This is a genomic window from Phytoactinopolyspora mesophila, from assembly GCF_010122465.1.
GTDB lineage: Bacteria > Actinomycetota > Actinomycetes > Jiangellales > Jiangellaceae > Phytoactinopolyspora > Phytoactinopolyspora mesophila.
On sequence record NZ_WLZY01000006.1, the window covers coordinates 117,552 to 141,929 of the forward strand.

Annotated in this window: 19 protein-coding genes; all 19 read left to right on the top strand. The window is 66.6% G+C overall.

What is annotated here, in order from left to right; all coding sequences use genetic code 11:
• Positions 1-73 precede the first annotated feature (73 nt).
• The 19 genes from F7O44_RS17705 to F7O44_RS17795 all read left to right on the top strand — a co-directional run bounded on the left by F7O44_RS17705 (position 74) and on the right by F7O44_RS17795 (position 24,231).
• On the top strand, positions 74-1,510 hold the full coding sequence (locus F7O44_RS17705) for a GuaB1 family IMP dehydrogenase-related protein (protein ID WP_162451848.1): 1,437 nt from the start codon (positions 74-76) through the stop codon (positions 1,508-1,510).
• Positions 1,511-1,930: 420 nt separating this feature from the next.
• Positions 1,931-3,883 carry a heavy metal translocating P-type ATPase gene (locus F7O44_RS17710; RefSeq protein ID WP_222851459.1) on the top strand — a complete coding sequence of 651 codons (1,953 nt, stop codon included), beginning with the start codon at positions 1,931-1,933 and terminating at the stop codon, positions 3,881-3,883.
• A 137-nt stretch (positions 3,884-4,020) separates the two neighbouring features.
• Complete coding sequence (locus F7O44_RS17715) at positions 4,021-5,994, top strand: protein kinase domain-containing protein (RefSeq protein WP_162451613.1); 1,974 nt, start codon at positions 4,021-4,023, stop codon at positions 5,992-5,994.
• A gap of 62 nt (positions 5,995-6,056) precedes the next feature.
• On the top strand, positions 6,057-6,629 hold the full coding sequence (locus F7O44_RS17720) for a hypothetical protein (RefSeq protein WP_162451614.1): 573 nt from the start codon (positions 6,057-6,059) through the stop codon (positions 6,627-6,629).
• A gap of 12 nt (positions 6,630-6,641) precedes the next feature.
• Entirely contained in the window at positions 6,642-7,862 is a 1,221-nt protein-coding gene (locus tag F7O44_RS17725) for a TRAFAC clade GTPase domain-containing protein (RefSeq protein WP_162451615.1), read from the top strand.
• Positions 7,859-10,090 carry a GAP1-N2 domain-containing protein gene (locus F7O44_RS17730; protein ID WP_162451616.1) on the top strand — a complete coding sequence of 744 codons (2,232 nt, stop codon included), beginning with the start codon at positions 7,859-7,861 and terminating at the stop codon, positions 10,088-10,090. The genes F7O44_RS17725 and F7O44_RS17730 overlap by 4 nt, the downstream gene beginning before the upstream one ends.
• A gap of 204 nt (positions 10,091-10,294) precedes the next feature.
• Positions 10,295-12,937: a valine--tRNA ligase gene (locus F7O44_RS17735; protein ID WP_162451617.1), complete on the top strand. Its 2,643-nt coding sequence runs from the start codon at positions 10,295-10,297 to the stop codon at positions 12,935-12,937.
• A 172-nt stretch (positions 12,938-13,109) separates the two neighbouring features.
• Positions 13,110-14,429 (top strand): bifunctional folylpolyglutamate synthase/dihydrofolate synthase, encoded by a 1,320-nt coding sequence (locus F7O44_RS17740; protein WP_162451849.1) that lies wholly within the window; start codon positions 13,110-13,112, stop codon positions 14,427-14,429.
• A gap of 7 nt (positions 14,430-14,436) precedes the next feature.
• Entirely contained in the window at positions 14,437-14,775 is a 339-nt protein-coding gene (locus F7O44_RS17745; protein WP_162451618.1) for a DUF4233 domain-containing protein, read from the top strand.
• 173 nt (positions 14,776-14,948) lie between these two features.
• Positions 14,949-15,680, top strand: coding sequence for an SAF domain-containing protein (locus F7O44_RS17750; RefSeq protein ID WP_162451619.1), 732 nt, complete (start codon positions 14,949-14,951; stop codon positions 15,678-15,680).
• 5 nt (positions 15,681-15,685) lie between these two features.
• Complete coding sequence (locus F7O44_RS17755) at positions 15,686-16,465, top strand: MinD/ParA family ATP-binding protein (protein WP_162451620.1); 780 nt, start codon at positions 15,686-15,688, stop codon at positions 16,463-16,465.
• 20 nt (positions 16,466-16,485) lie between these two features.
• Positions 16,486-17,793, top strand: coding sequence for a TadA family conjugal transfer-associated ATPase (locus F7O44_RS17760; protein ID WP_162451850.1), 1,308 nt, complete (start codon positions 16,486-16,488; stop codon positions 17,791-17,793).
• Positions 17,781-18,662: a type II secretion system F family protein gene (locus F7O44_RS17765; RefSeq protein WP_162451621.1), complete on the top strand. Its 882-nt coding sequence runs from the start codon at positions 17,781-17,783 to the stop codon at positions 18,660-18,662. The genes F7O44_RS17760 and F7O44_RS17765 overlap by 13 nt, the downstream gene beginning before the upstream one ends.
• Entirely contained in the window at positions 18,659-19,582 is a 924-nt protein-coding gene (locus F7O44_RS17770; protein WP_162451622.1) for a type II secretion system F family protein, read from the top strand. Before F7O44_RS17765 ends, F7O44_RS17770 begins: the two co-directional genes overlap by 4 nt.
• Before the next feature lie 105 nt (positions 19,583-19,687).
• Positions 19,688-19,921, top strand: coding sequence for a hypothetical protein (locus F7O44_RS17775; protein WP_222851462.1), 234 nt, complete (start codon positions 19,688-19,690; stop codon positions 19,919-19,921).
• 8 nt (positions 19,922-19,929) lie between these two features.
• Complete coding sequence (locus F7O44_RS17780) at positions 19,930-20,325, top strand: TadE/TadG family type IV pilus assembly protein (RefSeq protein ID WP_162451623.1); 396 nt, start codon at positions 19,930-19,932, stop codon at positions 20,323-20,325.
• An 8-nt stretch (positions 20,326-20,333) separates the two neighbouring features.
• A complete protein-coding gene (locus F7O44_RS17785; RefSeq protein WP_162451624.1) occupies positions 20,334-20,759 on the top strand; it encodes a TadE/TadG family type IV pilus assembly protein in 426 nt (141 codons plus the stop codon).
• Complete coding sequence (locus F7O44_RS17790) at positions 20,756-21,217, top strand: pilus assembly protein TadG-related protein (RefSeq protein WP_162451625.1); 462 nt, start codon at positions 20,756-20,758, stop codon at positions 21,215-21,217. The genes F7O44_RS17785 and F7O44_RS17790 overlap by 4 nt, the downstream gene beginning before the upstream one ends.
• On the top strand, positions 21,214-24,231 hold the full coding sequence (locus F7O44_RS17795; protein ID WP_162451626.1) for an AfsR/SARP family transcriptional regulator: 3,018 nt from the start codon (positions 21,214-21,216) through the stop codon (positions 24,229-24,231). Before F7O44_RS17790 ends, F7O44_RS17795 begins: the two co-directional genes overlap by 4 nt.
• Positions 24,232-24,378: the final 147 nt, after the last annotated feature.

A 24,378-nucleotide genomic window follows, 5' to 3' on the forward strand; every position in this document is an offset into this window, starting at 1 on the left:
CGCGCGTTCGGCCGGGGTCGGCCTGATCGTCGGTCGTACTCTGGGGGAGGTGGCTGCCGATCAGGGGGTTCGTATGCGCTTCATCCATGACCGCGTTCCAGAGCACGACCTCACCTACAGCGACGTCTACTTGGTGCCGCGGCGATCGGCGGTGACGTCGCGGCTGGACGTCGATCTGAGCACAGCGGACGGCAGCGGCACCTCCATTCCGGTCATCGCCTCCAACATGACGGCCGTGTCCGGGCGGCGCATGGCGGAGACCATCGCGCGCTGCGGTGGCCTGGCGGTGATCCCGCAGGACATCCCGGTCGACGTCGTCACCGACGTCATCGCCTGGGTGAAACAACGCCACGTCGTGTACGACACTCCGCTGCGGATGGAGCCCACCGGCACCGTCGGCGAGGTATTGAACTTGCTGCCCAAGCGTGCGCACGGTGCGGCTGTCGTCGTCGAGGACGGCCGTGCCGTGGGGGTCGTCAACGAGGGCGATTGTGAGGGTGTGGACCGCTTCACGCAGGTGCACAGCGTCATGTCGACCGATCTCCTGGTCCTGCCGGACGGCATCGGTGCCGAGGAAGCCTTCAACCGGCTGCACGGCGGAGGACACCGGCTGGCGCCCGTGGTCGACGACGCCGGCCGGATCGTGGGCGTGTTCACCCGGCAGCGCGCCCTGCGCGCCAGCCTCTACGTCCCGGCTGTCGACAGCCAGGGCAGGTTGCGCGTAGCGGCCGCGATCGGTATCAGCGGCGACGTCGCCACCAGGGCCAAGGCTCTGCTCGATGCCGGCGTCGACCTGCTGGTCATCGATACCGCGCACGGGCACCAGGAACGCATGCTCGAAGCGCTGCGGGCCGTGCGTGAGATCAACCCGGGTGTCCCCGTGGCTGCAGGCAACGTGACCACCGCCGACGGCGTCACGGACCTGGTCGAGGCCGGCGCAGACATCATCAAGGTGGGAGTGGGACCCGGGGCCATGTGCACGACGCGAATGATGACCGGCGTCGGCCGCCCGCAGTTCTCGTCCGTACTCGAATGTGCCGAGCGGGCGCGTCAACTAGGCAAACACGTGTGGGCCGACGGCGGTGTCCGGCATCCGCGCGATGTGGCGCTGGCCCTTGCCGCGGGTGCGTCGAACGTCATGATCGGTTCCTGGTTCGCTGGCACGTACGAGTCACCTGGCGACGCACAGCGTGACAGCAACGGCGGGCTGTACAAGGAGAGCTTCGGCATGGCCTCGGCACGAGCGGTGCAAGCGCGCACGGTCGACGAAACCCCGTTCGAGCGGGCCCGCAAAGGTCTCTTCGGCGAGGGTATCTCGCGAGCGCGTATGTACCTCGATCCCGAACGCCCCAGCGTCGAGGATCTGCTCGATGACATCGTCGCCGGCGTGCGCAGCGCGTGTACTTATGCAGGTGCCGACCATCTCGAGGCTTACCACCGGCAGGCCGTTGTCGGTGTTCAGACAGCCGCCGGATTCACCGAAGGGATGCCCGTGCCCACCAGTTGGTGACACCGTCTCACTCATTCCTCGGTGATCATCAGTACGTTGTGGTCGCTGAGAGGTGATCGACAGTACGCCGTGGTTGCGGGGTGACGACCACAACACACTGACGATCACCCGGCGAGCGGGCCGTCCTGCCAGACGCGCCGCCAAGAATCTCGCCGAATCGGGGAATGAACCGCGCGCTGTGTTGTTACTAGCTACCCGTAGGGGGTATAAGGTAGCGACCGGAGGTTCGAGATGCCAGAGCGCGAAGCAAAGGTCCATGGCCACCACCACGGTGGAAGTCCTGAGTCAAATAAGCACAGCCACAGCGAACATGCGGAACACGGCGGGCACGCCGCTCACAGCGAACATGCGGAACGCGGCGGGCAATCCGCTCATGGCGGTCACGACAACCACGACAAACATGCCGGGCACAGTCCGGCGATGTTTCGGGACCGGTTCTGGCTGTCGTTGGTCCTATCACTCCCGGTGGTTCTTACAAGCCACATGATCATGGAGTGGTTCGGCTACTCGCTGCACTTCACCGGCATCGAGTGGGTCGGGCCGGTCCTGGGAACGGTGATCTTCGCCTACGGCGGCCAGCCGTTCCTCGTTGGTGCGTGGCATGAGATCCGGGCGCGGCAACCGGGGATGATGCTCCTGATCGGCATGGCCATCACGGTGGCGTTCGTGGCCAGCTGGACGGCCAGCCTCGAGCTGTTCGACGTCGAGGTGTGGTGGGAGCTGTCGCTACTGATCGTCATCATGCTTCTCGGGCATTGGATGGAGATGCGGGCGATCGGGCAGGCGCAAGGTGCGCTCGCTGCTCTCGCGGAGCTGTTGCCTGACGAAGCAGAGCGGGTGACGCAGAACGGCGAGACCGAGACGGTCAAGATCGCCGATCTCGCGGTGGGGGATGTGGTACTGGTCCGCCCGGGGGCGCGAGTACCTGCTGACGGCACGATCGTGCAGGGGGCGGCTGAGTTCGACGAGTCGATGATCACCGGGGAGTCGAACCCGGTGGCACGAGGCGAGGGAGACAACGTCATCGCGGCGAGTGTCGCTGCTGATGGTTCGGTGCGGGTGCGGGTTTCCGCGGTCGGCGACGACACCGCTCTGGCAGGGATTCAGCGACTGGTCGCCGAGGCACAGGAGTCCAGCTCGCGCAGTCAGGTGCTGGCGGACCGGGCAGCCGCGTTGCTGTTCTACGTGGCGGTGGCGGCCGCTGCGCTGACCGTGACGGTGTGGGCGCTGCTCGGTCGGGCGGACACCGCGATCACGCAGTCGGTGACGGTGTTGATCATTGCCTGCCCGCATGCCCTGGGCCTCGCGATCCCGCTGGTGATCTCGATCTCGACGTCGAAGTCCGCGCGAAACGGCATTCTGGTCAAGGACCGGCTGGCGTTGGAGCGCACCCGCAACGTCGATGCCGTGCTGTTCGACAAGACCGGCACGCTGACGAAGGGCGAGCACGCGGTGACCGGGATCGCGGCGGTCGACGGGGACGACGATGCGCTGCTGGCGCTGGCCGCTGCGGTTGAGTCGGACAGCGAGCACCCGCTGGCGCGGGCGATCGTGGCGGCGGCGCGGGAGCGTAGTCTCGAGATCCCTCAGGCCAGCGATTTCCGGTCGATGACCGGACGTGGGGTCCAGGCCGAGGTGGACGGCACGACGGTGGCCGTGGGTGGCCCGGCGTTGTTGCGGCAGCTGGAGTTGTCCGCCCCTGATGAGCTGGGCGAGACGATCGAGCAGTGGCAGGGGCGTGGGGCGGCTGTGCTCAACGTGATCCGCGGCGGCGCCGTCGTCGGGGCGCTTGCGCTGGAGGATCAGGTGCGCGAGGAGTCGCGCGCGGCCATCGATGCGCTGCACCGTCTTGGCGTGAAGGTGGCGATGATCACCGGTGACGCACAACAGGTGGCCGACGCCGTCGCAGCGGACATCGGGATCGACGAGGTCTTCGCCGAAGTGTTGCCGGAGGACAAAGACAAGGCGGTCAGTGATCTGCAGGGTCGCGGGTACACGGTGGCCATGGTGGGTGATGGGGTGAACGACGCTCCCGCGCTGGCCCGCGCCGACGTCGGGATCGCCATCGGCGCAGGCACGGATGTGGCGATGGAGTCCGCCGGCATCGTGCTCGCCTCTGACGACCCGCGCGCCGTCGTCGCAGTGAAGCGCCTGTCCGCGGCCAGCTACCGCAAGATGCTGCAGAACCTGTGGTGGGCCGCGGGGTACAACCTCGCCGCGATCCCGCTGGCGGCCGGTGTGCTCGCCTGGGCAGGGTTCGTCCTCCCCATGGCACTCGGAGCGGTGCTGATGAGCCTGTCAACCATCGTCGTCGCAGCCAACGCCCAACTGCTGCGCCGCGTCGACCTCACGCCCGAACACGCCGCCGGCTGACGCGTCAGCCTCGGGTTGCAGGACCTTACGCTGCGTCCTGCTGCCCGAGGCTCAGGGGGCTCACATTGCAGGACGCTGGGGATATCGTGTTGCCCGGAACCTGACATCTCACTGCCGACCCGCCGGATGTGGTGCCTGTGCCCATTTCGTCGCAACCAGGACAGGCCCTCGGGGCCAATGACCCCGCCCAGGTCGGCGGCGTCCAGCTCACCGCGGTACTCGGCAGAGGCGGCCAAGGATCGGTCTACTTGGGGCGGGCGTCGGGCAACCGGAACGTCGCCGTGAAGGTGCTGCACGACCAGCTAGTGGCAGATTCCATGGCGAGGATGCGTTTCATCCGTGAGGCCGAGATCGCGCAGCGGGTGGCGGCGTTCTGTACGGCACAGGTGCTCGATGTCGGGTTCGAGGCCAACCTGCCCTACGTGGTCAGCGAGTACATTGCCGGGCCTTCTTTGCAGCGGCTGGTCGCTGAGGACGGGCCGCGGACCGGAAGCAGCCTCGACCGGCTAGCCGTCACCACGTTGACCGCTCTGGCCGCGATCCATCGGGCCGGCATCATTCATCGAGACTTCAAGCCCGGAAACGTGATCATGGGCCCGGAAGGGCCGGTCGTCATAGATTTCGGTATCGCCCGCTTCGCCGGCTACCAGGTGACTACGGGCTCGGCCATCGTCGGCACTCCGGCCTACATCGCACCCGAGCAGATCCGCCACGAGCCGGCAGGTACCGGTTCGGACGTGTTCGCGTGGGCGGCGACGATGGTATTCGCCGCAACCGGGCGGGTGGCATTCGGCCGGGGATGCGCGTTGCCGGCGGTCATCCATGCGGTCCTGCACGAAGATCCGGATCTTTCAGCAGTGCCTGAACGCATCCGCTCGCTGCTGGCTGAATCTCTGGTCAAGCAGCCCGATTCGCGACCCAGCGTGGAGCAGTTGTTGGGGGCACTCACTGACGACGAGGTGCACAGGGGCCAGCCGTTGTCACCGGAGCGCACATCAGGTGGCGCCCGGCCTGCGGTTGCCACTCCCCATCAGCGCGTGGGGGACGACGCAACGGCGCTTCGCGCGTCGCCGACGGACAACGTAGCGCGGCAGCGGCCGACCGAAGTCGTCCCGCTGTTCGGCCAGCCAGTCGGTGCCGCCTACACCGGCCATACCGCGGTGGTGACCGCCCTGGCAGTTGACGACTCGCAGGGCAGACCCATCGTCGTCTCCGCTGATCTTGGCCAGACCATCAGGGCGTGGGACCTGGTCAGCGGTGAGCCGGTCGGGGCGCCGATGCGCGGACACGTCGACCGCATATCGACGATCCTTGTGACGGACATCGAGGGCCACCCGGTAGTCGTCTCCGGCGACTGGACCGGTCGGGTGAAGACCTGGGATCTCGCGACCGGCGCCTGTCTGCGTTCGTGGGACGACGAAGGTGAGATCGTGACGGTCGGCCGGTCGGACGGGCGCCCAATTCTTGTCCGAGGTGGCGGCACGGTCATCGAGGTATTCGATCTTTCGAACGGTGAACTGATCCGGCGGCCGCTGACGATTCCGTTTTATCACCATGATCCGGATGCGCGGCCCATTGTCAGTCAGCTAGCGGTCGCGGAGCTAGATGGCCGGCAGGTGATAGTAGCCGGGTGCCGTGCGGAGGCGGTGCTTCGCTGCGCGGCCTGGGTGTTCGATCTGGCATCGGGGGACCCCGTGCCCGCCCCGCGGCGGACGCTTGGAGGGTCGGTAGAGCTCATGGGGGTAGTCCAGCGTGACGGACAGCCATTCGTGGTCACCTATGGCCGCACACCGGGACTTCGGCGGTGGGCGGTCCGGGTATGGAATCTCGTCACCGGTGAACAGCCGGTGAAACTCCAGCAATCGGCCACTCTGCGCCGCGCGGTGGAGTCGATGACGGTGGCGGAGCTGGGCGGTGGTCCCGCCGTGCTCGCCAGCGGAGAACGTTCAGTGCGAGTGTGGGACCTGGCCACCGGGAATCGAATCGGCGAGCCCATAGGGCAGCAGGCTGACCGGATCACGGCGCTGGCTGTCACCCAGGTAGCGGGATTCCCCGCCGTGGTAGCCGGCTGTGCCGACGCTTCGGTCCACGCTTGGAGCCTCGCACCTTAGCCGCTTCTCCGGCGACACTCAGCATGGACAACGCGCCTGGTGCCCGGCATGCTTGAGTTTCCTTGATCACGTTCCTCGCGGGGGTGCCCATGGTCGTCTTCGCTCTGAGCTTCCTGTTGCACGCCTTGCTCGTGCTCAGCGTTCTCGCTTTCATATACCTGCTCTTCCGGCTCGTGACCCAACCCGGCGAACTCCAGGACCGCTATCTCCTCGCGGCGATGGTCTTGGTCGGCGGCATGGTTGACCTGGCGGTCAACGCGTCCGGTGTGACTCTGGCCGGCGCTGCCGTCGACGGTTTGTCGGACGCGGGCGCACTCGGTGTGGTTCTCAGCGCCATCCCCGCCGCCGCTCTGGGAGGCGGAGTCGGATGGTTGGTGACCCGGCGACGTATCTGGAAAGACAAGAAACGCGTGGTGCGGATCCTGGTCTTCCTGGGCACCATAGCCACCATCGAGTTCATGCTCGTCTACGCCCACACCATTCAGGAGGAAGGGCTGTCCCTGGGTCCGTCGATCGTTCCGAACGTGGCCTTCGTCGTCACGGCCATCCTGTACCTCGCACTGACGTCCGATCCCGATCCCCGCACGCACACCATTCGACGACGAGGTCAGGATGGCCCGTTCATCCCCCGGTGACAGGAGTACGACATGCCCCAGCCACCGATGAACACCACGCGCACGTGCCCGTACTGCGGACGCGACATCGTGCTCGGCAAGCTTCCGGTCGTCGCTACGAACTTCGGCGACCGGCTGGCCGGGGAGCCTGTGGATCGGCCGGCCTCGGGCGCGGAGCCGCTGATGTGGATCGGCGACTGGCCCGTGGTGGCCGAAGCACCGATGATGTCGACGAAATCTGTGAGCCGGGGCCCTCTCGGACGGGCCCGCGACTCGTTTCGCGGCGCCATGCCGTTGCCACATCCCGCGGAGATGGCCGCGTTCGAAGACAGCCCGGCCCGGCTCTGTACCCACGACGCCTGCCTCACACCGCTGCCTGCCGAGATCGACACCGGACGGATATTCATCGTGCCTGTTGTGGGCACCGTCGCCGCCGGGAAGTCGAGCTATCTGACAGTTGTGCTGCACCAGGCGTGGCGAGAACAACGCCTCGCCCGGTTCGGTTTCGAGCAATTCACCCTGGACGAGGAGTCCGTCGAGACGTATCGGCAGCAATACCACCGGCGGCTGTTCCGGAAAAGGGAGATCCTCCCAGGAACACAGTTCGACGAGGATGTGGCCAAGAAGCCCCTCGTATGCCGTGTTCAATACGAAGGCGCTGACCCTGCGCTGTTGTTCCTGCACGACATCGGCGGGGAGATGCTGATGGACAGGAGCATGCGCCGCCGTTTCGGTGGATTCATCCGCCGGGCCGATGCCATCATCTTCCTGATCGATCCGGTCTGCCTCGATCGCCCGGACGGCCGTTCGTGGGCGGAATGCGGAGTTCTGCAGGCTGATGATCTCGATTATCCCCAAGGCCCTTTGTTCCGGGCCTGCATCGAAGAGCTGGAATCGGGCCGCCGCACGCCTATCGCGGTGACACTCTCGAAATCCGATCTAGTAGCCGATGCACTGCCGGAGATCGGCCGTTTTCTCGTGGAACCCCCCAACCGGCAAGATCCAGACGAATGGAACCAAGACCTGTCGGATCTTGAACAGACGGTGATCCGGGCGCTACAAGGTCTTTCGGAATGGGATTTGCTGAACGCTCAGCGGATGATCGATCCGGAACTGATCTCATTCCATGCGGTCGCAGCTCTGGGCACGAACCCGCAGAACGGAGAGATCGTCGACCTCGCTCCGCAGCGGTGTATCGATCCGTTGGCGACTGTCCTGTTCCGGATTCCCGCCCTGACCGAGCCCGCGTCGTGAAGCCACTCGATCAGCTGTTGTTCACGTGGCACGACGGAGGGTTCCGGCCGGTCGCCGCTACAGGTGATCTTGGTAAGCCGCGGAGCTGGCTCGCCGACCAGGCGCTACGGCTGTGCCGTTACTACCCGCCGGCGCACCTCGGCGCCGGCGTGCACGCGCCGATCTCATACGGGTGGTGGACCGACGGGTCCACTCGCTGGGTATTTCGCCGGGGTCATCTCGGAAACGACCCCACGGGCCGCCCCGGCAACTTTTTTGCGCATATCCTCGCCGGTCACCGTGATGCGTTGCCATTGACGGCCGTGGCTGGGCGCTTCGGGTCGTCACATTGGTGGGATGGCGGTCCGATACCGAAGCTTTGGGATCGGGTAGAGCTGGCGGACATCCCGCCCGCTACTTTGGAGCCGGTCAGTGGTGAGCAACTCGAGTCTTTCCTGACCACGGTGTTGCGTGGGCGCGGCACCACTTGTGCTGTTCTGCGTGAACCCCCGGCTGTGACTATCGCGTGTGTCGCGGTGATCAGCCGGCGATTGCCCGGTCTGCTCGATGGCCTGCAGTTCTCCACCTATGAGGCGCCACAGCACGCCGTCGGTTTCGACCTCGTGGGGATGCACAGTTCAGACCCGCCGCCACGTGGTGCCGTCGCGGAAGAGGCGATCGATGCCGACGATGTCGAACTCGGCGCCCGGATGTTGCTGTCCGATCAGCCCGAGGACCAGGATCTCGCCCGGATTCTGCTGGCCGCCGCGACTGTTGACGGCACTGAAAGCGCGGTGGACCGGATGGCCGCCTTCTTGCCCTCGTTCCGGCGGCATAGCGACGACGACGCCATCGACACGATCACAGCGCTCGTCCTGCGCTTCCCGGACACAGCCGAGACCTTGTTGAAATACCCATTCGGGGTGCGCTCGGTCATACGTCTCTTGGTGGCCGGGGACCAATCTGCCTGGTCTGCGCTCGTCTGGCTGCCGCCCGGCACGCAGGTCGCCGTCGGTACCGAGCTCGCTTTGAAGCAGGACGGCTACTCGTTGGCGGAGATGCTCCGGCAGGTACGGTCCGGACCGCCTGCTTTCCAGCACGCGTTTCACGCCGCGCTGCTCACTTCCTGCAGCCCTGTCAGGCTCGGTCGGCTCCGGCTCAGCGACCGGCTCGAACTGCTACGAGCGGCCGCGCAGATGCGTGTCAGCCAGCAAGTGGTCGACGCGCTCTACGGTCGCGATGCCGGGGACCTGACGCGGATCGCTGATTGCCGCGACCTCCCGACGTCGTGGCGGGGGCACGCCCTGGCCAGGAGGCTGATGACAAGGGCGGATCCGGCGCCAGCCTTGGAACGGCTCTGCCATGACTTCAGGTTGGCGATAGCTACCGCACAGGCGCTCGACAAGCCGATGCCGCTGATCCGGGCGTTGGAGGAACAACCACACCAGACCGTGATGCAGGTCGTCCTGACCACCGTCGAAGGTTTCAATGAAGACGCCCGGATCTCGCTGATCTCGGCCGTGCTCGAGAAGGTGAATCCCTTGAGCCGGCCGCACGAGCTGGCAGCAGCCCTGCGTCGTGCGCCGCCTCAGAGCATGGGCTGGGACGTCGTCGCCACCACTGCGGTGCTGGACGCCATAGGCGAAGCGCTTGAACGTCACCGGCCGGCAGAAGCGATCTCGTCGCAGATCAGAGCTTTGCTGACGACGGTGGGTGGTCCCTGTTCGTCGGCCTTACACCGCGTCATCGACCACCTGTCCGGCGCCGTTGGGCAAAAAGAGCAGGTAGCGTCGGAGAACCAGCTACGTTGTGCGATGGAAGCCATCGCAGACATCAAGGACAGGGAGCAGCGCAAGCTGCTCGCCAACCTGACCCTGGGCCTGCTTCCGGAGACCGCCGCCGGAGTCGAGTACTCCGAACAGATCTGCACGTGGATCCGGCTGGTGTCCGGCGCCGGCGAAGATCAGTTTGCGGAGACGTTGCTGCGCTTGGCGGCGGACGGCGGAGTCGGCCATGGGCGTTCATCTCTGCTGTACGTCGCATCGGTGATCCGGATGGTAGGTGACGGCCGTATTGAGCTGACGCGCAGCGTTGTCAACCGCCGTCGGCGGCTGCGCAACCCTATATGGCAGCGGTTGGCGGTGAGCGCCGCACGAGGCATGAACAGCCGCGACCTCGCACGTGCCACTGTGTTGGCTCGCCGCGCGGGCGATGAGACGTCGCGGTGGTGGACAGCCCTGATCGATTAGTACCGCTCTCGGTGAAGTCGTATGACCACTCGCGCATCCTCCTCGCCTCGTCACCTAGATGATCATGTTTGGTGGGTTTTCTCGCGCCTCACCATGCCTACAGAGGTGGTGACGCGCGAGAAAACCCACCAAACATGATCATTTGGAGTGGGTGCGGGGTTGCGCTGTGCAAAGACGTGCCCGGAGTCCGTAAACTCTACCGCCGTGACTGATCCCACTCGCTCCGTTCCGTCCAACGGTGCCGCCAGTTCGGCTGACCAGGCCCTCCCGACCGTGTTCGACCCATCGGCGGTCGAGCAACCCGTATACGAGCGGTGGATCGAGCGCGGGTACTTCGAAGCCAACGACGAGAGCGACAAGCCTCCATTCTGCATCGTCATCCCGCCGCCCAACGTCACCGGCAGCCTGCATCTCGGCCATGCCTTCGAGCACACGCTGATCGACGCGCTGATCCGGCGTAGGCGCATGCAGGGCTTCGAGGCGCTCTGGATGCCAGGTATGGACCACGCGGGTATCGCCACCCAGAACGTCGTTGAGCGGGAACTGGCCAAAGAGGGGGTTTCCCGGCACGACCTCGGGCGCGAGGCTTTCATCGAGAGGGTCTGGGACTGGAAAGAGAAGTCCGGCGGGATGATCCTCGGCCAGATGCGCCGCCTGGGTGACGGTGTCGCCTGGAGCCGGGAGCGTTTCACGATGGACGACGGCCTCTCGCGCGCCGTGCAGACCATCTTCAAGCGCTTGTACGACGACGAGTTGATCTACCAGGCCGAGCGGATCATCAACTGGTGCGTCCGATGCCACACCGCGCTGTCCGATATCGAGGTCGAACACAGTGAGGACGACGGTGAGCTGATTTCGATCCGCTACAGCGACGACGTCGTGGTCGCGACCACCCGAGCGGAGACCATGCTGGGGGACACCGCCGTGGCGGTTCATCCGGATGACGAGCGTTACAAACATCTCATCGGCACCGAGGTTGAACTGCCGTTGACCGGCCGGAAGATTCCGGTGGTCGCCGACGCCCATGTCGATCCCGAGTTCGGCAGCGGCATGGTCAAGGTGACTCCGGCGCATGATCCGAACGACTTCGAGATCGGCCGGCGGCACGATCTGCCGGCGCTGACGATCATGGATGAGCACGGCATCATCACCGCCCCTGGCCCGTTCGAGGGCCTGGACCGGTTCGAGGCGCGCCCGGCCATCGTGGCCGCGCTGCGCGAACAAGGCCGCATCGTCGCCGAGAAGCGCCCCTACAAACATGCCGTGGGGCACTGTTCGCGGTGCAACACAGTGGTCGAGCCCCGGCTCTCGCTGCAGTGGTGGGTGCGGGTCGCGCCGCTGGCCAAGGCCGCGGGAGATGCCGTACGGGACGGCCGGGTGGCAATCCACCCCAAGAGCATGGAATCGCGCTGGTTCGGCTGGGTCGACGACATGCACGACTGGTGCATTTCGCGCCAGCTCTGGTGGGGCCACCGGATCCCGGTGTGGTACGGCCCTGACGGTGAAGTGGTGTGCGTCGGTCCCGACGACGAACCCCCCACGGGCGAGGGATGGCGCCAGGACGAGGACGTGCTCGACACCTGGTTCTCCTCGGCGCTGTGGCCGTTCTCCACGCTGGGCTGGCCGGACGACACACCGGCATTGGGCAAGTTTTACCCGAACCAGGTCATGGTGACCGGGTACGACATCCTGTTCTTCTGGGTGGCCCGGATGATGATGTTCGGCCTGTACGCCAACGCCGACAACGGCCCAGAGGGGGCCGTCCCATTCAAGAGCATCGCGCTGCACGGCATGGTCCGCGACGAGCACGGCAAGAAGATGTCGAAGTCGTTCGGCAACGCCGTCGACCCGCTCGAGTGGATGGACGCCTACGGCTCGGACGCGTTGCGCTTCACCCTGGCCCGTGGGGCGAATCCCGGTGTCGACGTGCCGATTGGCGAATCGTGGGTGCAGGCGTCGCGCAACTTCTGCAACAAGCTCTGGAACGCGACCCGGTTCGCGCTGATGAGCGGTGCGCGGCCGGGCGAGTTGCCTCCGGCCGATGAGTTGTCGGTGATCGACCGGTGGGTCCTCTCCCGGCTGCACAAGACATTGGCCGAGGTGGACGCGCTCTATGAGGACTTCCAGTTCTCGAAAGCTTGTGAGGCGCTGTACCACTTCGCCTGGGACGAGTTCTGCGACTGGTACGTTGAGCTGGCGAAGACGCCGCTGTCCGAGGGCGGTGCGGCTGCCGAGCGGACGAAGCTGGTGCTGGGGCACGTCCTCGATGTTCTGCTTCGGGTGCTGCATCCGGTGACGCCCTTCGTGACGGAGGTGCTGTGGACCACGCTGACCGGCGAGGAGTCGGTGGTCGTGGCATCGTGGCCGGAGGCGGACAGCGGCCACGCGGACGCCGCGGCCGAGGCGGAAGTCGCCGACCTGCAACGGCTGGTGACCGAGATCCGGCGCTTCCGCAGTGAACAGGGCCTCAAACCGGGGCAACGGGTGGCGGCCAGGCTAACCGGTGGAACCGGGATCCGGGCTGACCACGAGGTCGAGATCCGTTCGCTGACCCGGCTGAACAGCCCAGAGGACGGGTTCGAGGCGACCGCGTCGATCACCGTCGGCGAGGTGAGTGTGGAACTCGACCTGTCCGGTGCGGTGGACGTCGAGGCTGAGCATCGTCGCTTGAGCAAGGACCTGGCGGCGGAGCGTAAGGCGCTGGAGCAGGCCCTGCGCAAGCTCGGCAATGAGCAGTTCCTCGCCAAGGCGCCAGAAGCCGAGGTGGACAAGGTCCGGGCCCGCCGTACTACGGCCGAGGCCGAGATCGCGAGGCTCGAGGCGCAGCTGAACCGGCTGAGCTCGTGATTATGAATGTGTGTGGGGGTGATCGTGTGCGGCTTTCCGCCCTCCTCCTCGGTGATCGTGATGGGGTTTCTGTCGCTATAGCGACCGGATCCTGCACACGATCACCGAGCCAATGGGTAGAAATCCGGACACGATCACGGGCTTTAGACAGAGAAGGTGTGATGTGACCGGGATGGAGTTTCACGCCGTCGAGGACGCGTTGCGGACCAGATGGCCGGAATCGAAGATCGAACCGTCCCTGGAACGTATCCGCGACCTCGTTGACATCCTGGGCAGTCCCCAGCAGGTTTTCGCCAGCATCCATGTCGCCGGCACCAACGGCAAGACCTCCGTCGCACGGATGGTGGACGAGTTGTTACGCGAACTGAATCTGCGCACCGGCAGGTTCACGAGTCCGCATCTGCAGTCGGTCACCGAGCGGATCGTCCTCGACGGTGAGCCGGTGACGGAGGAACGCTTCGCCGAGATCTACGCGGAGGTGGAGCCGTTTCTCGAGATCGTTGACCGCAAGCACGAGGTGCGCCTCTCGTTCTTCGAGACGCTGGTGGCGATGGCCTACGCGGCTTTTGCCGACGCGCCCGTCGAGGCTGCTGTCGTCGAGACCGGCATGGGCGGTTTGTGGGACGCGACGAATGTCATCGACGCCAAGGTCGCGGTGCTGACGCCGATCGCCATGGATCACATGGAGTACCTGGGCGACTCGATCGAGAGCATCGCGGCAGAGAAGGCCGGGATCATCAAGCCGGGATCGTTTGCCGTCCTGGGCGCCCAGCCGGCGTCGGCCGCTGAAGTGCTGTTGGCGCGGATCGCTGAGGTGGGCGCGACGGTCGCCCGGGCCGGTGTCGAGTTCGGGGTCCGGCAGCGCGATATGGGCGTAGGCGGACAAATGCTGCAGCTTCAAGGGCTGACGGGGCAGTACGACGACGTTTTCCTGCCGTTGCACGGTGCTCATCAGGCGGACAACGCGGCGCTGGCGCTGGCGTCGGTCGAGGCGTTCATCGGCGGCGGGCGCGACGGAATCGACCCGGAGGCGGTCCGCGCGGCGTTCGCACGGGTATCGTCGCCGGGCCGGCTGGAGGCACTGAGGCGCGGGCCGGTGGTGCTGGCCGATGCGGCGCATAACCCGGCGGGCGCTGCGGCGCTGGCGACCGCCCTGGACGAGGAGTTCGCGGCGTCCAATCTGGTAGCGGTGGTGGCCGTGCTGAGTGAGAAGGACGTCGAAGGCATCCTGGCGGCGCTGGAACCGGTGGTTCAGGCGGTTGTGGTCACGATGAACTCGTCGCCGCGATGCTTGCCGCCCGATGTTGTCGTTCCCGTGGCGGTCGACGTTTTCGGCGATGACCGCGTGCACCAGGCGGTGCCGATGGCCGACGCGGTGGAGCTGGGGTTGTCGCTAGCGGAGCAAGAGGGCGCGATCGGTGGTCATGGTGTGGTGCTGACCGGCTCTGTGGTGACGGCCGGGGATGCCCGGTCGCTGTTCGGAGCGGAGTGATGGGGCGATGAATCGGGTAGCGTCGAGTGTCCTGGTCCTCGAGGCGGTGATGGTCGCCCTGGTGGTGCCCGTTGCGCTCAACCTGGCTGGTGTCAATACCATGCTGGGGTTGGTGTCGGCCGGCCTCGTCGTGCTGTTGTGCATCGCCGGCGCGGCAACTGTCCGGCGGGGACGGATCGGCTACGTGCTTGGTTCCGCGGCGCAGGTGGGCGCCGTCGGAATGGGCTTCGTCGTGTCCATGATGTTTGTCCTCGGCGCGATCTTCGCGGCGATGTGGTTTGTGTTGCTGCGGTACGGCCCGGAAGTGGAACGGCGAGGTGAGGAACGAGCGGAGGGGCCGGGCTGATCGGCCGTGGCCGGCCGCCACGCCGCGGTCGCTAGCGTCCCGGACCCGAAGTCCGCCCTGGTCGTTGTGCGTATGTTTCTCCGCGTTCACCGGAAACTGTGCAACATCGGATTTGACCAGCTATTCTCGCTCCAGTCGATCGGCCCTACCGAAATGGCAGAGTATCCGTATCAATGGCGACACCGACAACTCAGTCTGGCGATACCACTACCGAGCGCCAGCGTACGCGCGAACAGCGCGGCATCAAGGGGACAAAGGCAGTTACCGCCAGTGATCGCTTGCCCACGCCGCCTCGTCAACGGCGTCCGGCGCTGGCCGCGCTGGCGGTGTTGTTGATCGTCGGCGGTGCGACCGTCGCTGCGATCCTGGCCATGCGCGCTGATGAGCGCGTGCCGGTGCTGGTGATGCAGCATCCGATCGCGGCAGGACAGCAGATCACCGAGGACCACCTGACCACCACCCAGGTCGCGTCGGAGGGAACGTTGCTGATCCCGGCGTCTCAGATCGATCGAGTGGTGGGCCAGTTCACCACCGTGCGGATCGACGAAGGGCAGTTGGTCGATACCACGATGGTCGGCGGTACCGGCATGCTGATAGATGGGCACGCCGCTGTTGGAGCGTCGCTGGCCCCTGGCTATTTCCCGGCGGGTGGTTTGCAGCCGGGCGATATCGTCGACCTGATCGCGGTGCGCTCCGACGGCTCGGGTGAGGTGCTGGCCGAGCGGGTCCGCGTCGGTTCCGCCCGCGGCGGCGGATCGGGTGACGATCCGGTCGGCGGTGCCGGGGTCACCGCGACGTTCATCGTGACCAACGACGACCGCGCCGCGGTGGCCGGAGCAGCGGCGAGCAACATCCTCGCTGTCGTGCTGATCGAACGGGGCAGCGCCGTCGGCGGGGAGGGCTGACGAACGTGCTGATCGCTTTTGCCTCGGCGAAGGGCGCGCCTGGCGTCACCACCACGGTCAATGTCCTCGGCGACGTGTGGCCGGGCGACGTTCTCGTGGCTGACTTCGACCCTGCCGGGGGAGACCTGGCACTTCGTCACCGCGATCCGAGCGGGCAGCCCCTCGACCCTGAGCGAGGCCTGCTGTCGTTGGCCGCCGCGGCGCGGCGGGGGGTCGCTCAGAACGAACTGACTTATCACGTGCAGACCATCGACGGTGGCTTGAATATCGTGTCCGGCATTTCCAGGCCGGAGCAGGTGGCGGGGATCGGCGCCGCGTGGCCGGCGCTGACACACAGCTTGCGCACGGCGGAGGCCGACGTCCTGGTCGACTGCGGGCGGGTGACGCCGGGCACGCCGCTGATGCCGGTGCTGACGTCGGCCGACGCCGTTGTCTTTGTGGCTCAGCCGTCGATCGAGTCGTATGCACATCTGCGTGAACGGCTGCACTGGCTGTCGGAACCGCTGCGCATCGGTGAGCTCGGCAGCACGCCTGTCGGCGTCATCCTCGTTACCGCACCGTCTGACACGTCGGCGGCACGTGATCTGGACCGGCTTCTGCAGTACGCCGGGCTGCAGGTCTCGGTGTTGGGCCGGATCGCGGATGACCCCAAGGCGGTACGGGCTCTGTACGGGCAGGCGAGCCGGCGCCTGGACCGCACCTTGCTGGTGCGGTCGGCGCGTGAGGTCGCCAACGCCGTACGTTCGCTCGGAACGAGCCGGATCGAGAGCGCGGCGAGGCGGTGAGCACGATGGAACAGACCGGCATGGACCAAGGGCTGGTGCGCAGGCTCCGGGAAGAGGTCGCAGACACGCTGGCGCGGCAGCGCCGCGACGACGCCGCCAACGGCGTCGCGCCGATGTCGGCGGAGGACGAGCGCCAGTTCGCCCGAGCAGTGATCAGCCGGGTGCTCGACAGCCATGCGCGTACGGAGATCGCCGCTGGGCGCACACCGCCCAGCGCGGAAGAGGAAGAGGAGATCTCGTCCGGCATCCATGCCGCCTTGTTCGGTGTGGGCCGGTTGCAGCCGCTTCTCGACGATCCCGAGGTCGAGAACATCGACATCAACGGTTTCGACAACGTCTTCATCCAATACGCCGATGGCCGTGAGGTGATCGGCGGCCAGGTAGCGGAGAGCGACGACGAGCTGGTGGAGCTCGTGCAGATTCTCGGTGCCTACTCGGGCCTGGCGAGCCGGCCGTTCGATTCGGCCAACCCACAGCTTGATCTGCGCCTGCCGGACGGCAGCCGGCTGTCCGCGGTGATGGACGTGTGCGCCCGGCCGGCGATCTCTATCCGGCGAGCGCGCCTGTCGCGGGTCCACCTGGACGAGTTGCTCAGCTACGGCACGGTGACCGAGGAGCTGGCTGCCTTCCTATCAGCGGCTGTGGCCGCGCGCAAGAACATCATGATCGCCGGCGCCACGAACGCGGGAAAGACAACCCTGCTGCGTGCGCTGGCCAATGAGATCTCGCCTTCCGAGCGGCTGATCACCGTGGAACGGGCCCTGGAACTCGGACTCGGTGAGTTTCCCGATCTACATCCGAACGTGGTGGCGTTCGAGGAGCGGCTGCCGAACTCGGAGGGGATGGGCGCCATCACTATGGCCGAGCTCGTCCGCCGCAGTCTGCGGATGAATCCGAGCCGGGTGATCGTCGGTGAGGTGCTGGGCGACGAGATCGTCACCATGCTCAACGCCATGAGTCAAGGTAACGACGGCTCCCTGTCCACGATCCACGCGAACAGCTCCATCGAGGTGTTCAACCGGATCTCGACCTACGCGATCCAATCGGTGGAGCGGCTTCCGGTCGACGCCACGATGATGCTGATCGCCGGTGCTATCGACTTCGTCGTTTTCGTGGAGAAACGCAACGACTACGCCAGTGGCGGGCGGTTGCGCCGGTTCGTCTCCAGCGTCCGCGAGATCAACGGTGTCGACGGACGGGTCTTGTCGAGCGAGATCTTCGCGAGCGGGCCTGACGGCGTGGCGGTTGCCGCGGCACCGATCGCCTGCCTCGATGAGCTCGCCGCGGTGGGTTATCAGCCCGGAATGGCGGTCGAATGGAGCGCCTGACGCCCACGTTCCTGATCGTCACCCTGCTCGGTGCCGTGGTCGGTGCTGGGGTCGTCCTGCTGATCGCGTCGATCCGCGGGATGGAACCGCGCACGCCGTCCCCGGTGCGGGCCGGTTCATTGGTGGAACGGCTCGGACGTCAGACCCTATTCGCGCTGGCGACGGGCATCTCTGTGCTCGCCATCACCCGCTGGCCGGTCGCGGCCATCAGCGGCGGCATCCTGGTCGGGGTGTGGCCGATGTTGTTCGGAGGCGCCAAAGCCGAGAAGGATGCCATCGCCCGGCTGGAAGGACTGGCGTCGTGGACGGAGTCGCTGCGAGACACCATCGCCGGCGCGGTCGGCCTCGAGCAGGCGATTCCGGCGACGGTCTATGCGGCGTCGCCGTCGATCCAGCCAGAGTTGCGGCTGCTGGCCGACCGGCTGCGGATCAGGGTGCCGATGCCTGAGGCGTTGCAGCGCTTCGCTGACGACCTCGATGATCCGAGCGCCGACTTGGTGGTGGCATCGCTCATCCTCAATTCCAAGCTACGCGGGCCCGGTCTGCGGCAGGTGCTGACGTCCCTCGCCGACTCCGCACGGGCCGAGCTGGACATGCGCCAGCGAGTGTTCGCCGGGCGAGCCAGCACCAGGCGTTCGGTCCAGATCGTCGTCAGCGTGAGCTTGGCATTCATGGTGGGCCTGTCCGTGGCGAACCGGGATTACGTCGAGCCGTACTCAGAACCTGTGGGCCAGGTGGTACTCGGTGTGGTGGCGGCGTTGTTCGCAGCTGGCTTCATGTGGATGAAACGGTTGTCCAACGTCGAGGTGCCGGACCGGTTCCTCGTGGCGTCGTCGCCCACTGCTCAGGGCGGTGAGGCTCGCACATGACGATGATCATCATTGCTGGCGCGATGGTCGGCTTGGGGGTATTGCTCCTTGGGATGATTCTCTTCCAGCCGAAGTCCAACCCCGCCGCAGCGTTGGCGGAACTCGACATTCGGCGGGGCCGTGCGCGACAGGAACGGATCACCGCCGCGGCGTTCGACCCGCGCCAGGTCAGGGAGTCCGCGTCGCTCCGGAAGTTCGGCGGCCGGATGCGTGCGTCACTCGAGGGCTTCGGAATCGACCTGGGTGCTCTACGCAGCGACCTGTCGTTGCTCGGAAGATCTATTGAAGGTCACCTGGCGACCAGCGTTCTGGCGGCGCTGGGTGGGTTCTTCGCGCCCATCGTCTTCGACGTGGTGCTCATCGTCTTCGGCGTCGGGTTCTCTCTCCCGATGTCGTTCGTGCTCGGATTCGTCTTCGCCCTGCTAGGTGCGGTCATTCCCACGTTGAACGTACGCTCGAGGGCTGTTGAGCGTCGCCGCGACTTCCGGCATGTCGTGGGCTCCTTCCTGGATCTCGTGGCCATGAACCTGGCCGGCGGGCGGGGGGTGCCGGAGGCGTTGTCGATGGCGGCGAGCCTGAGCGACGGGTGGGCAATGACCCGCATCCGTGACACTCTGTTGACTGCGCGTTTGCACGGTGTGACGCCGTGGGCGGCCCTCGGAGAGTTGGGGGAGGAGGTCCGGATCGAGGAGCTGCGTGACCTTGCCTCGGCGCTTGCTCTCGTCGCGGAGGACGGCGCCAAGGTGCGGGAGTCGCTGGCAGCGAGGGCCAGTTCGCTACGCCGGCGCGAACTGGCCGAAGTCGAAGGCAAGGCGGGTGAGAGATCACAGTCGATGCTGGTCGCTCAGCTGTTGCTGTGCCTCGGCTTCCTGATCTTTCTTTTGTATCCGGCGTTGATGGGTGTCCTGGAAGGGGCGTGAGCGTGATCAGACGTCGTAGTTTCGATTCGGCCGCATGGGGAGAACATTCCTGATGGCGGTCATGTCGGGAATCAGTATCAGGAAAGCGAGCAGGAGACCACGCTGATGAATGCTTATTTCGCACCATCCACGCCACAGGGCATGTTGCTGCTCTTCTTGCGGACCCGGGTTGACCGGGCGCAGCGCCACTCGCAGCGGGGTGCCTCGGCCATGGAGTTCGTGATCATCACGGCCGTGCTCGTAGCTCTGGCCGCCGCCGTGGGTCTGATCATCTACAACCTCGTCACCGACAAGGCCGACGAGATCAACATTCCAGATACGCCGGGCGGCGACCTCTGATTGGGACGATGATCCGCCGGGTGCGCTCACAACGCGGCGCCAGCGCAATCGAGCTGGCGTTGTACACGCCGATCATGTTCTTCGTGATCTTCCTGATCATTCAGTTCGCCATGCACTACCACGGGAGTCAGGTGGCGCACGCGGCAGCCAGGGAGGGCGCTCGGATCGCCCGGACCACCTTCGACACCGACCCAGGGCTGCACCATGCCCAAGCGAGGGCAGCGGAACACGCAGCCAGGCTCGGCGGCAACCAGTTGACCGATGTACGGGTCACCGCCGGCAACGACGGCGCGACCGTCTGGGTCGAGGTATGCGGACGGCCGAAAGAGATCATCAAGAAAGTCACGCCCCGGGTCTGCCAGCGCGCTGAAGGCCCCGTCGAGCAGTTCCGCCCGGACGTGTAGGACACAGCATGATCAGCTACCGACGAGGATTACGTGGCCGCGCAGAGCGCGGCTCGATGGCGATCGAGCTCGTCTTGCTCGTGCCGGTTCTGGTCGCTGTGATGCTGCTGGTGATCGGGGCGGGGCGTTTCATCGACCGGCAGGGTGACGTCGAGGCGGCGGCCCGGGAAGCGGCCCGCGCTGCGTCGTACGAGCGCGATTACGGCTCGGCGCAGGCAGCGGCACAACACGCGGCCACTCAGTCCCTGCCGAGCGGGTTGAGCTGTTCACCGGTCGACCTGAGCGGGACTGACTTCAGCGCCGGCGGGATGATTCGGGTGCGGGTCACCTGCCGGGCTGACCTGTCCGAACTCGGGTTCAGCGGCCTGCCCGGCAGCGTCCAGCTCAGCGGAGACAGCGCAGCCCCGCTCGATCAATGGCGGAGAACATCGTGAGGACAACGGAGCGGCCGGCCCGCTGGGCCGCGGAGCGCGGCTCGATCAGCGCCATGGTGATCGTGCTGATCGTCATGCTGTTCGCGGTGGCCGGACTGATCTACGACGGCGGACGGGCCATCAACGCCCGGCAGCAGACCTTCGACGACGTCGAGCAGGCCGCCCGGGCCGGCGCCAACCAGATCGATATGGATCTGTTCCGCAGTTCGGGCATTGTCCGGATCGACGAAGCCGCGGCCATTGAGAGGGCAAGGGCGTATTTGACCGATCTGAACCAGACCCGGTCGTGGTCGTACGACCCCGCACGTATCTCAGTTGTGGCCTCGGAGACCGAGGTGCAGGTCACCGCGGAGCGTACCGTTCCGACCGGAATGTTGCAGTTGGTCTTCGTCAACAGCTTTGATGTGAGTGGACAAGCATCGTCGCAGCCGGAGATCGGAATTGGAGGAGGGCCGTGAGCCAGCTGGAACAGCCACCACCGCCGCCACCGCCGCCGGTTCCGGCGAACGGCGAGCCTGTCGCTCCTCGAGAGACCGGCCCGCAGCGCTTTCAGCACAAGCCTGACCCAGCGGGACAGCAGCGCAGCCTGCCTCGGGCGCTGGCAGCTGCGCTGGCGCTGGCGGTGCTGGTGGCGGGGGTCCCGATCGGGCTCTTGGTTCTCGCCGGGCATCCGCCGATCCCCACCTCGCTGCCGACCAGGGACGACCTCACCGCGACCATCGGGGCCGACCAGCTGATCGGCGTCCTGCTCTGGATCGTGTGGCTGGCATGGCTGCAGTTCACCATCTGCGTGCTCGTCGAGTTGCGTAGTGCCGTGCGAGGGATCGGCCTGCCGACCCGGGTGCCGATGGGCGGTGCGTCTCAGCGTCTGGCGCGGGTGCTCGTGGGGTCGGTTCTGCTGGCCGCGACGGCGGTGGGCCAGGCGAGCGCGGCGGTGCCGGCCACCGCGGCCGAGGCGCCGGCGTCGGTCGGCGTCTCCGTTTCGAGTCTCTCCGACGCGTCGGACGGCATGGCCCAGGCGAGCGGTGAAAAGAGCGAGTCGGCACCGCAATCGTCCTCGTCGCACGAGCGCACCGGTGAAGAGATCTACCGGCTGGGCGACATGGTGCTCGACCCGGACGAAGGCGCCGAGCTGGTTGGCCAGAAGGTCTACGTCGTGCAGCCACCCGAGGGGCGCTATCACGACAACCTGTGGGACATTGCCGAGCGCACGTTGGGTGACGGGCGCCGCTACCAGGAGATATTCGAGCTGAACAGGGGCCGGACCCAACCTGACGGCCACGAGTTGTCGCTGGCGAGGCTCATCTATCCGAACTGGCTGCTGATCCTGCCCAACGACGCCACCGACGCCGACGTCGTGACCGTCGAGCAGCCCGAGGAGTCGGCCGCCGAGGAGGCTGCGGGTTCTTCGCCGGGCGATTCGTCCGGTGCCGGAGGTGAGTCGTCCGGCGCCGAGGGCGAAGCCACCGGGTCCGGCGACGCGCACGCGGGTAGCGACACTGAGGCCGCCGACGTGGAATCGGGCGGCCGTGAGCTGTCGGGGGAGAACCGCGGCAGTGTGGTAGGCGGACAGAGCGGAGACACCACCTCGATCCTGGATGGCACTTACCGCGATCTTGCGGTGGCGGGTTTGCTCAGCGCCGGGGTGCTGGCCGCGATCGAACTGGTTCGTCGCCGCCGGCGTACACCGCAGCCGGGCGACGACGAAGCCGATGCCGAGGTGGCGCTGCGCGTCGGCGCGGATCCGGACCGGGCCAGATGGCTGGACTACGCATTGCGTTCGCTGGCTGCCGCCTGCCGTGAGAGCGACGTGCCGCTGCCACCGGTTTACGCCGTGTTCGTGGACAATACGGCCGTCGAGCTCATGCTGGCGCCGGCGCGCCCGGAAGCCCCGGCGCCATGGTCGGTCTCCGACGACGGGCGCCGATGGACCCTGCACCGTGAGCGAATGGTGGGATCGGGGGATCCGGCGGGCGTCGACATGCTGGCACCCTATCCGGGCTTGGTCTCCCTCGGCCGCGACGGCGACCGCGACGTGCTGGTGGATCTCGAAGCGGCCGGCGGTCCGATCAGTATCGCGGGCGATCCAGGGGTGGCTTTCGAGGTGGTCACCGCGATTGCGGTCGAACTGGCGACAAACCGATGGTCTGATCAACTGAGGGTGACGGCCGAAGGCCTGCCGGACGAGCTGACAGTCTTCGATCCGGGTCAGCTTCGCCTGGTGGACGACATCGAGGGTCTGCTTCCGGAAGTAGCCGCCCGGCAAGCTGGATTCGGGCCGGATGTACTCAGTGGCCGGCTGCGTCCGGGCCGGGGCGGCGCATGGATGCCCGAATATCTGGTGCTCGGAACTCAGCCCAGCGAGGACGTGGTGGCACAGCTGCTCCAGCTGACCAGTTCATCCAGTCGCTCGCCGCTGGGCGTGGTGTTTGCGGGTGAGGTGACCGGAGCCCGGTGGCGGCTGTCGGTCGACTCGTCAGGCACCCTCGAAGTGCCGGCGCTGGGGCTGAGCCTGCGCGCTAACCAATTGTCCTGGCGAAGCATCGAGGCGATCGCGGCTTTGGTGGAGCCGGACCGCTCCGGCGGGGGTGATGGTCCCGGAGCGCCGGTTCTGCACGAGGCTTGGTTGCCGGAGGTTCGTCCTCAGGTACCTGAGCCACCGAAGTTCGTGGAAGTGGCTCATCTCGCAACGGCGCCGGTGCGGGTGTTCGTGCTCGGCCCGGTGGAGGTGCAGGCGGCGCAGGACATCGATCCGGAGCGGCGGGCGCTGGCGACGGAGATGGTGGTGTATCTGGCGCTACATCCCGAGGGTGTACATCCGACCGTCCTCGCGGCAGCGTTGTGGCCGCGGGGGGTGACGGCCGCGGTGCGCGAGGCGAGCTTCGCCAGAGTGCGGGACTGGCTCGGCGTCGATCCCGATGGTTCTCCTTATCTGCTGACGACCGCCGATGGGAAGCTCAAACTCAGCGAGGATGTCGTCCTCGACTGGGACGTCGTCTGCGCCTTGCTGAGGCGGGCGCGTGACGCGCACGCGGCGAAGGACGAGATCGATCTGCTCCGGCAGGCCCTCCGGGTGGCCCGGGGGCCGGTCCTGGCCGAGCGGCCGCAGGGTCGCTACGGGTGGATTGCACGCGCACGGCTGGAGCGCACGGCATCCGACGTCCTGGTCGACGCCGCCCACCGCCTGTCGATGCTCTGTGGAGGTGGCGGTGATCCCGCGACCGCGGCGGCCGCGGCCCGGGCGGGGCTACGGGTGCGTCCCGGTGAGCAACTGTTGTGGCGCGATCTGCTGCAAGCTCAGCGTATGGGTGACGCCACGCGGGTGCCGGCCGTGGCCGACGAGATGTCGGCTGCGCTGACCGAGTTGGGCGTCGACGATATCGAGCCTGAAACCGGAGCGCTGCTGGACGAGTTGTTACCGGGCTCGAACGGCGCCCAGTCCGCTCACCGGCGGCGTCGTCCGGCGAGCTGAGCGCACCACGGTCAACATGGCCCGGCATACATCAATGGGGGCCCTGGCCGATGGAAACGTGTGATTCGGCCCAAAGGGACCATAACCGAACTGCTACCGGTTGCCGCATGTGACAGTACCGGTAGGATCTGGCTTGACACGCGCCGA

What these genes read in the sequence shown, in the direction of transcription:
- F7O44_RS17745 (WP_162451618.1), top strand. Translation starts at nt 14,437, where the DNA reads ATGAATCGGGTAGCGTCGAGTGTCCTGGTCCTCGAGGCGGTGATGGTC.
- F7O44_RS17705 (WP_162451848.1), top strand. Translation starts at nt 74, where the DNA reads ATGCGCTTCATCCATGACCGCGTTCCAGAGCACGACCTCACCTACAGC.
- F7O44_RS17785 (WP_162451624.1), top strand. Translation starts at nt 20,334, where the DNA reads ATGATCAGCTACCGACGAGGATTACGTGGCCGCGCAGAGCGCGGCTCG.
- F7O44_RS17775 (WP_222851462.1), top strand. Translation starts at nt 19,688, where the DNA reads ATGAATGCTTATTTCGCACCATCCACGCCACAGGGCATGTTGCTGCTC.
- F7O44_RS17740 (WP_162451849.1), top strand. Translation starts at nt 13,110, where the DNA reads ATGGAGTTTCACGCCGTCGAGGACGCGTTGCGGACCAGATGGCCGGAA.
- F7O44_RS17760 (WP_162451850.1), top strand. Translation starts at nt 16,486, where the DNA reads ATGGACCAAGGGCTGGTGCGCAGGCTCCGGGAAGAGGTCGCAGACACG.
- F7O44_RS17750 (WP_162451619.1), top strand. Translation starts at nt 14,949, where the DNA reads ATGGCGACACCGACAACTCAGTCTGGCGATACCACTACCGAGCGCCAG.
- F7O44_RS17725 (WP_162451615.1), top strand. Translation starts at nt 6,642, where the DNA reads ATGCCCCAGCCACCGATGAACACCACGCGCACGTGCCCGTACTGCGGA.
- F7O44_RS17780 (WP_162451623.1), top strand. Translation starts at nt 19,930, where the DNA reads ATGATCCGCCGGGTGCGCTCACAACGCGGCGCCAGCGCAATCGAGCTG.
- F7O44_RS17710 (WP_222851459.1), top strand. Translation starts at nt 1,931, where the DNA reads ATGTTTCGGGACCGGTTCTGGCTGTCGTTGGTCCTATCACTCCCGGTG.
- F7O44_RS17765 (WP_162451621.1), top strand. Translation starts at nt 17,781, where the DNA reads ATGGAGCGCCTGACGCCCACGTTCCTGATCGTCACCCTGCTCGGTGCC.
- F7O44_RS17770 (WP_162451622.1), top strand. Translation starts at nt 18,659, where the DNA reads ATGACGATGATCATCATTGCTGGCGCGATGGTCGGCTTGGGGGTATTG.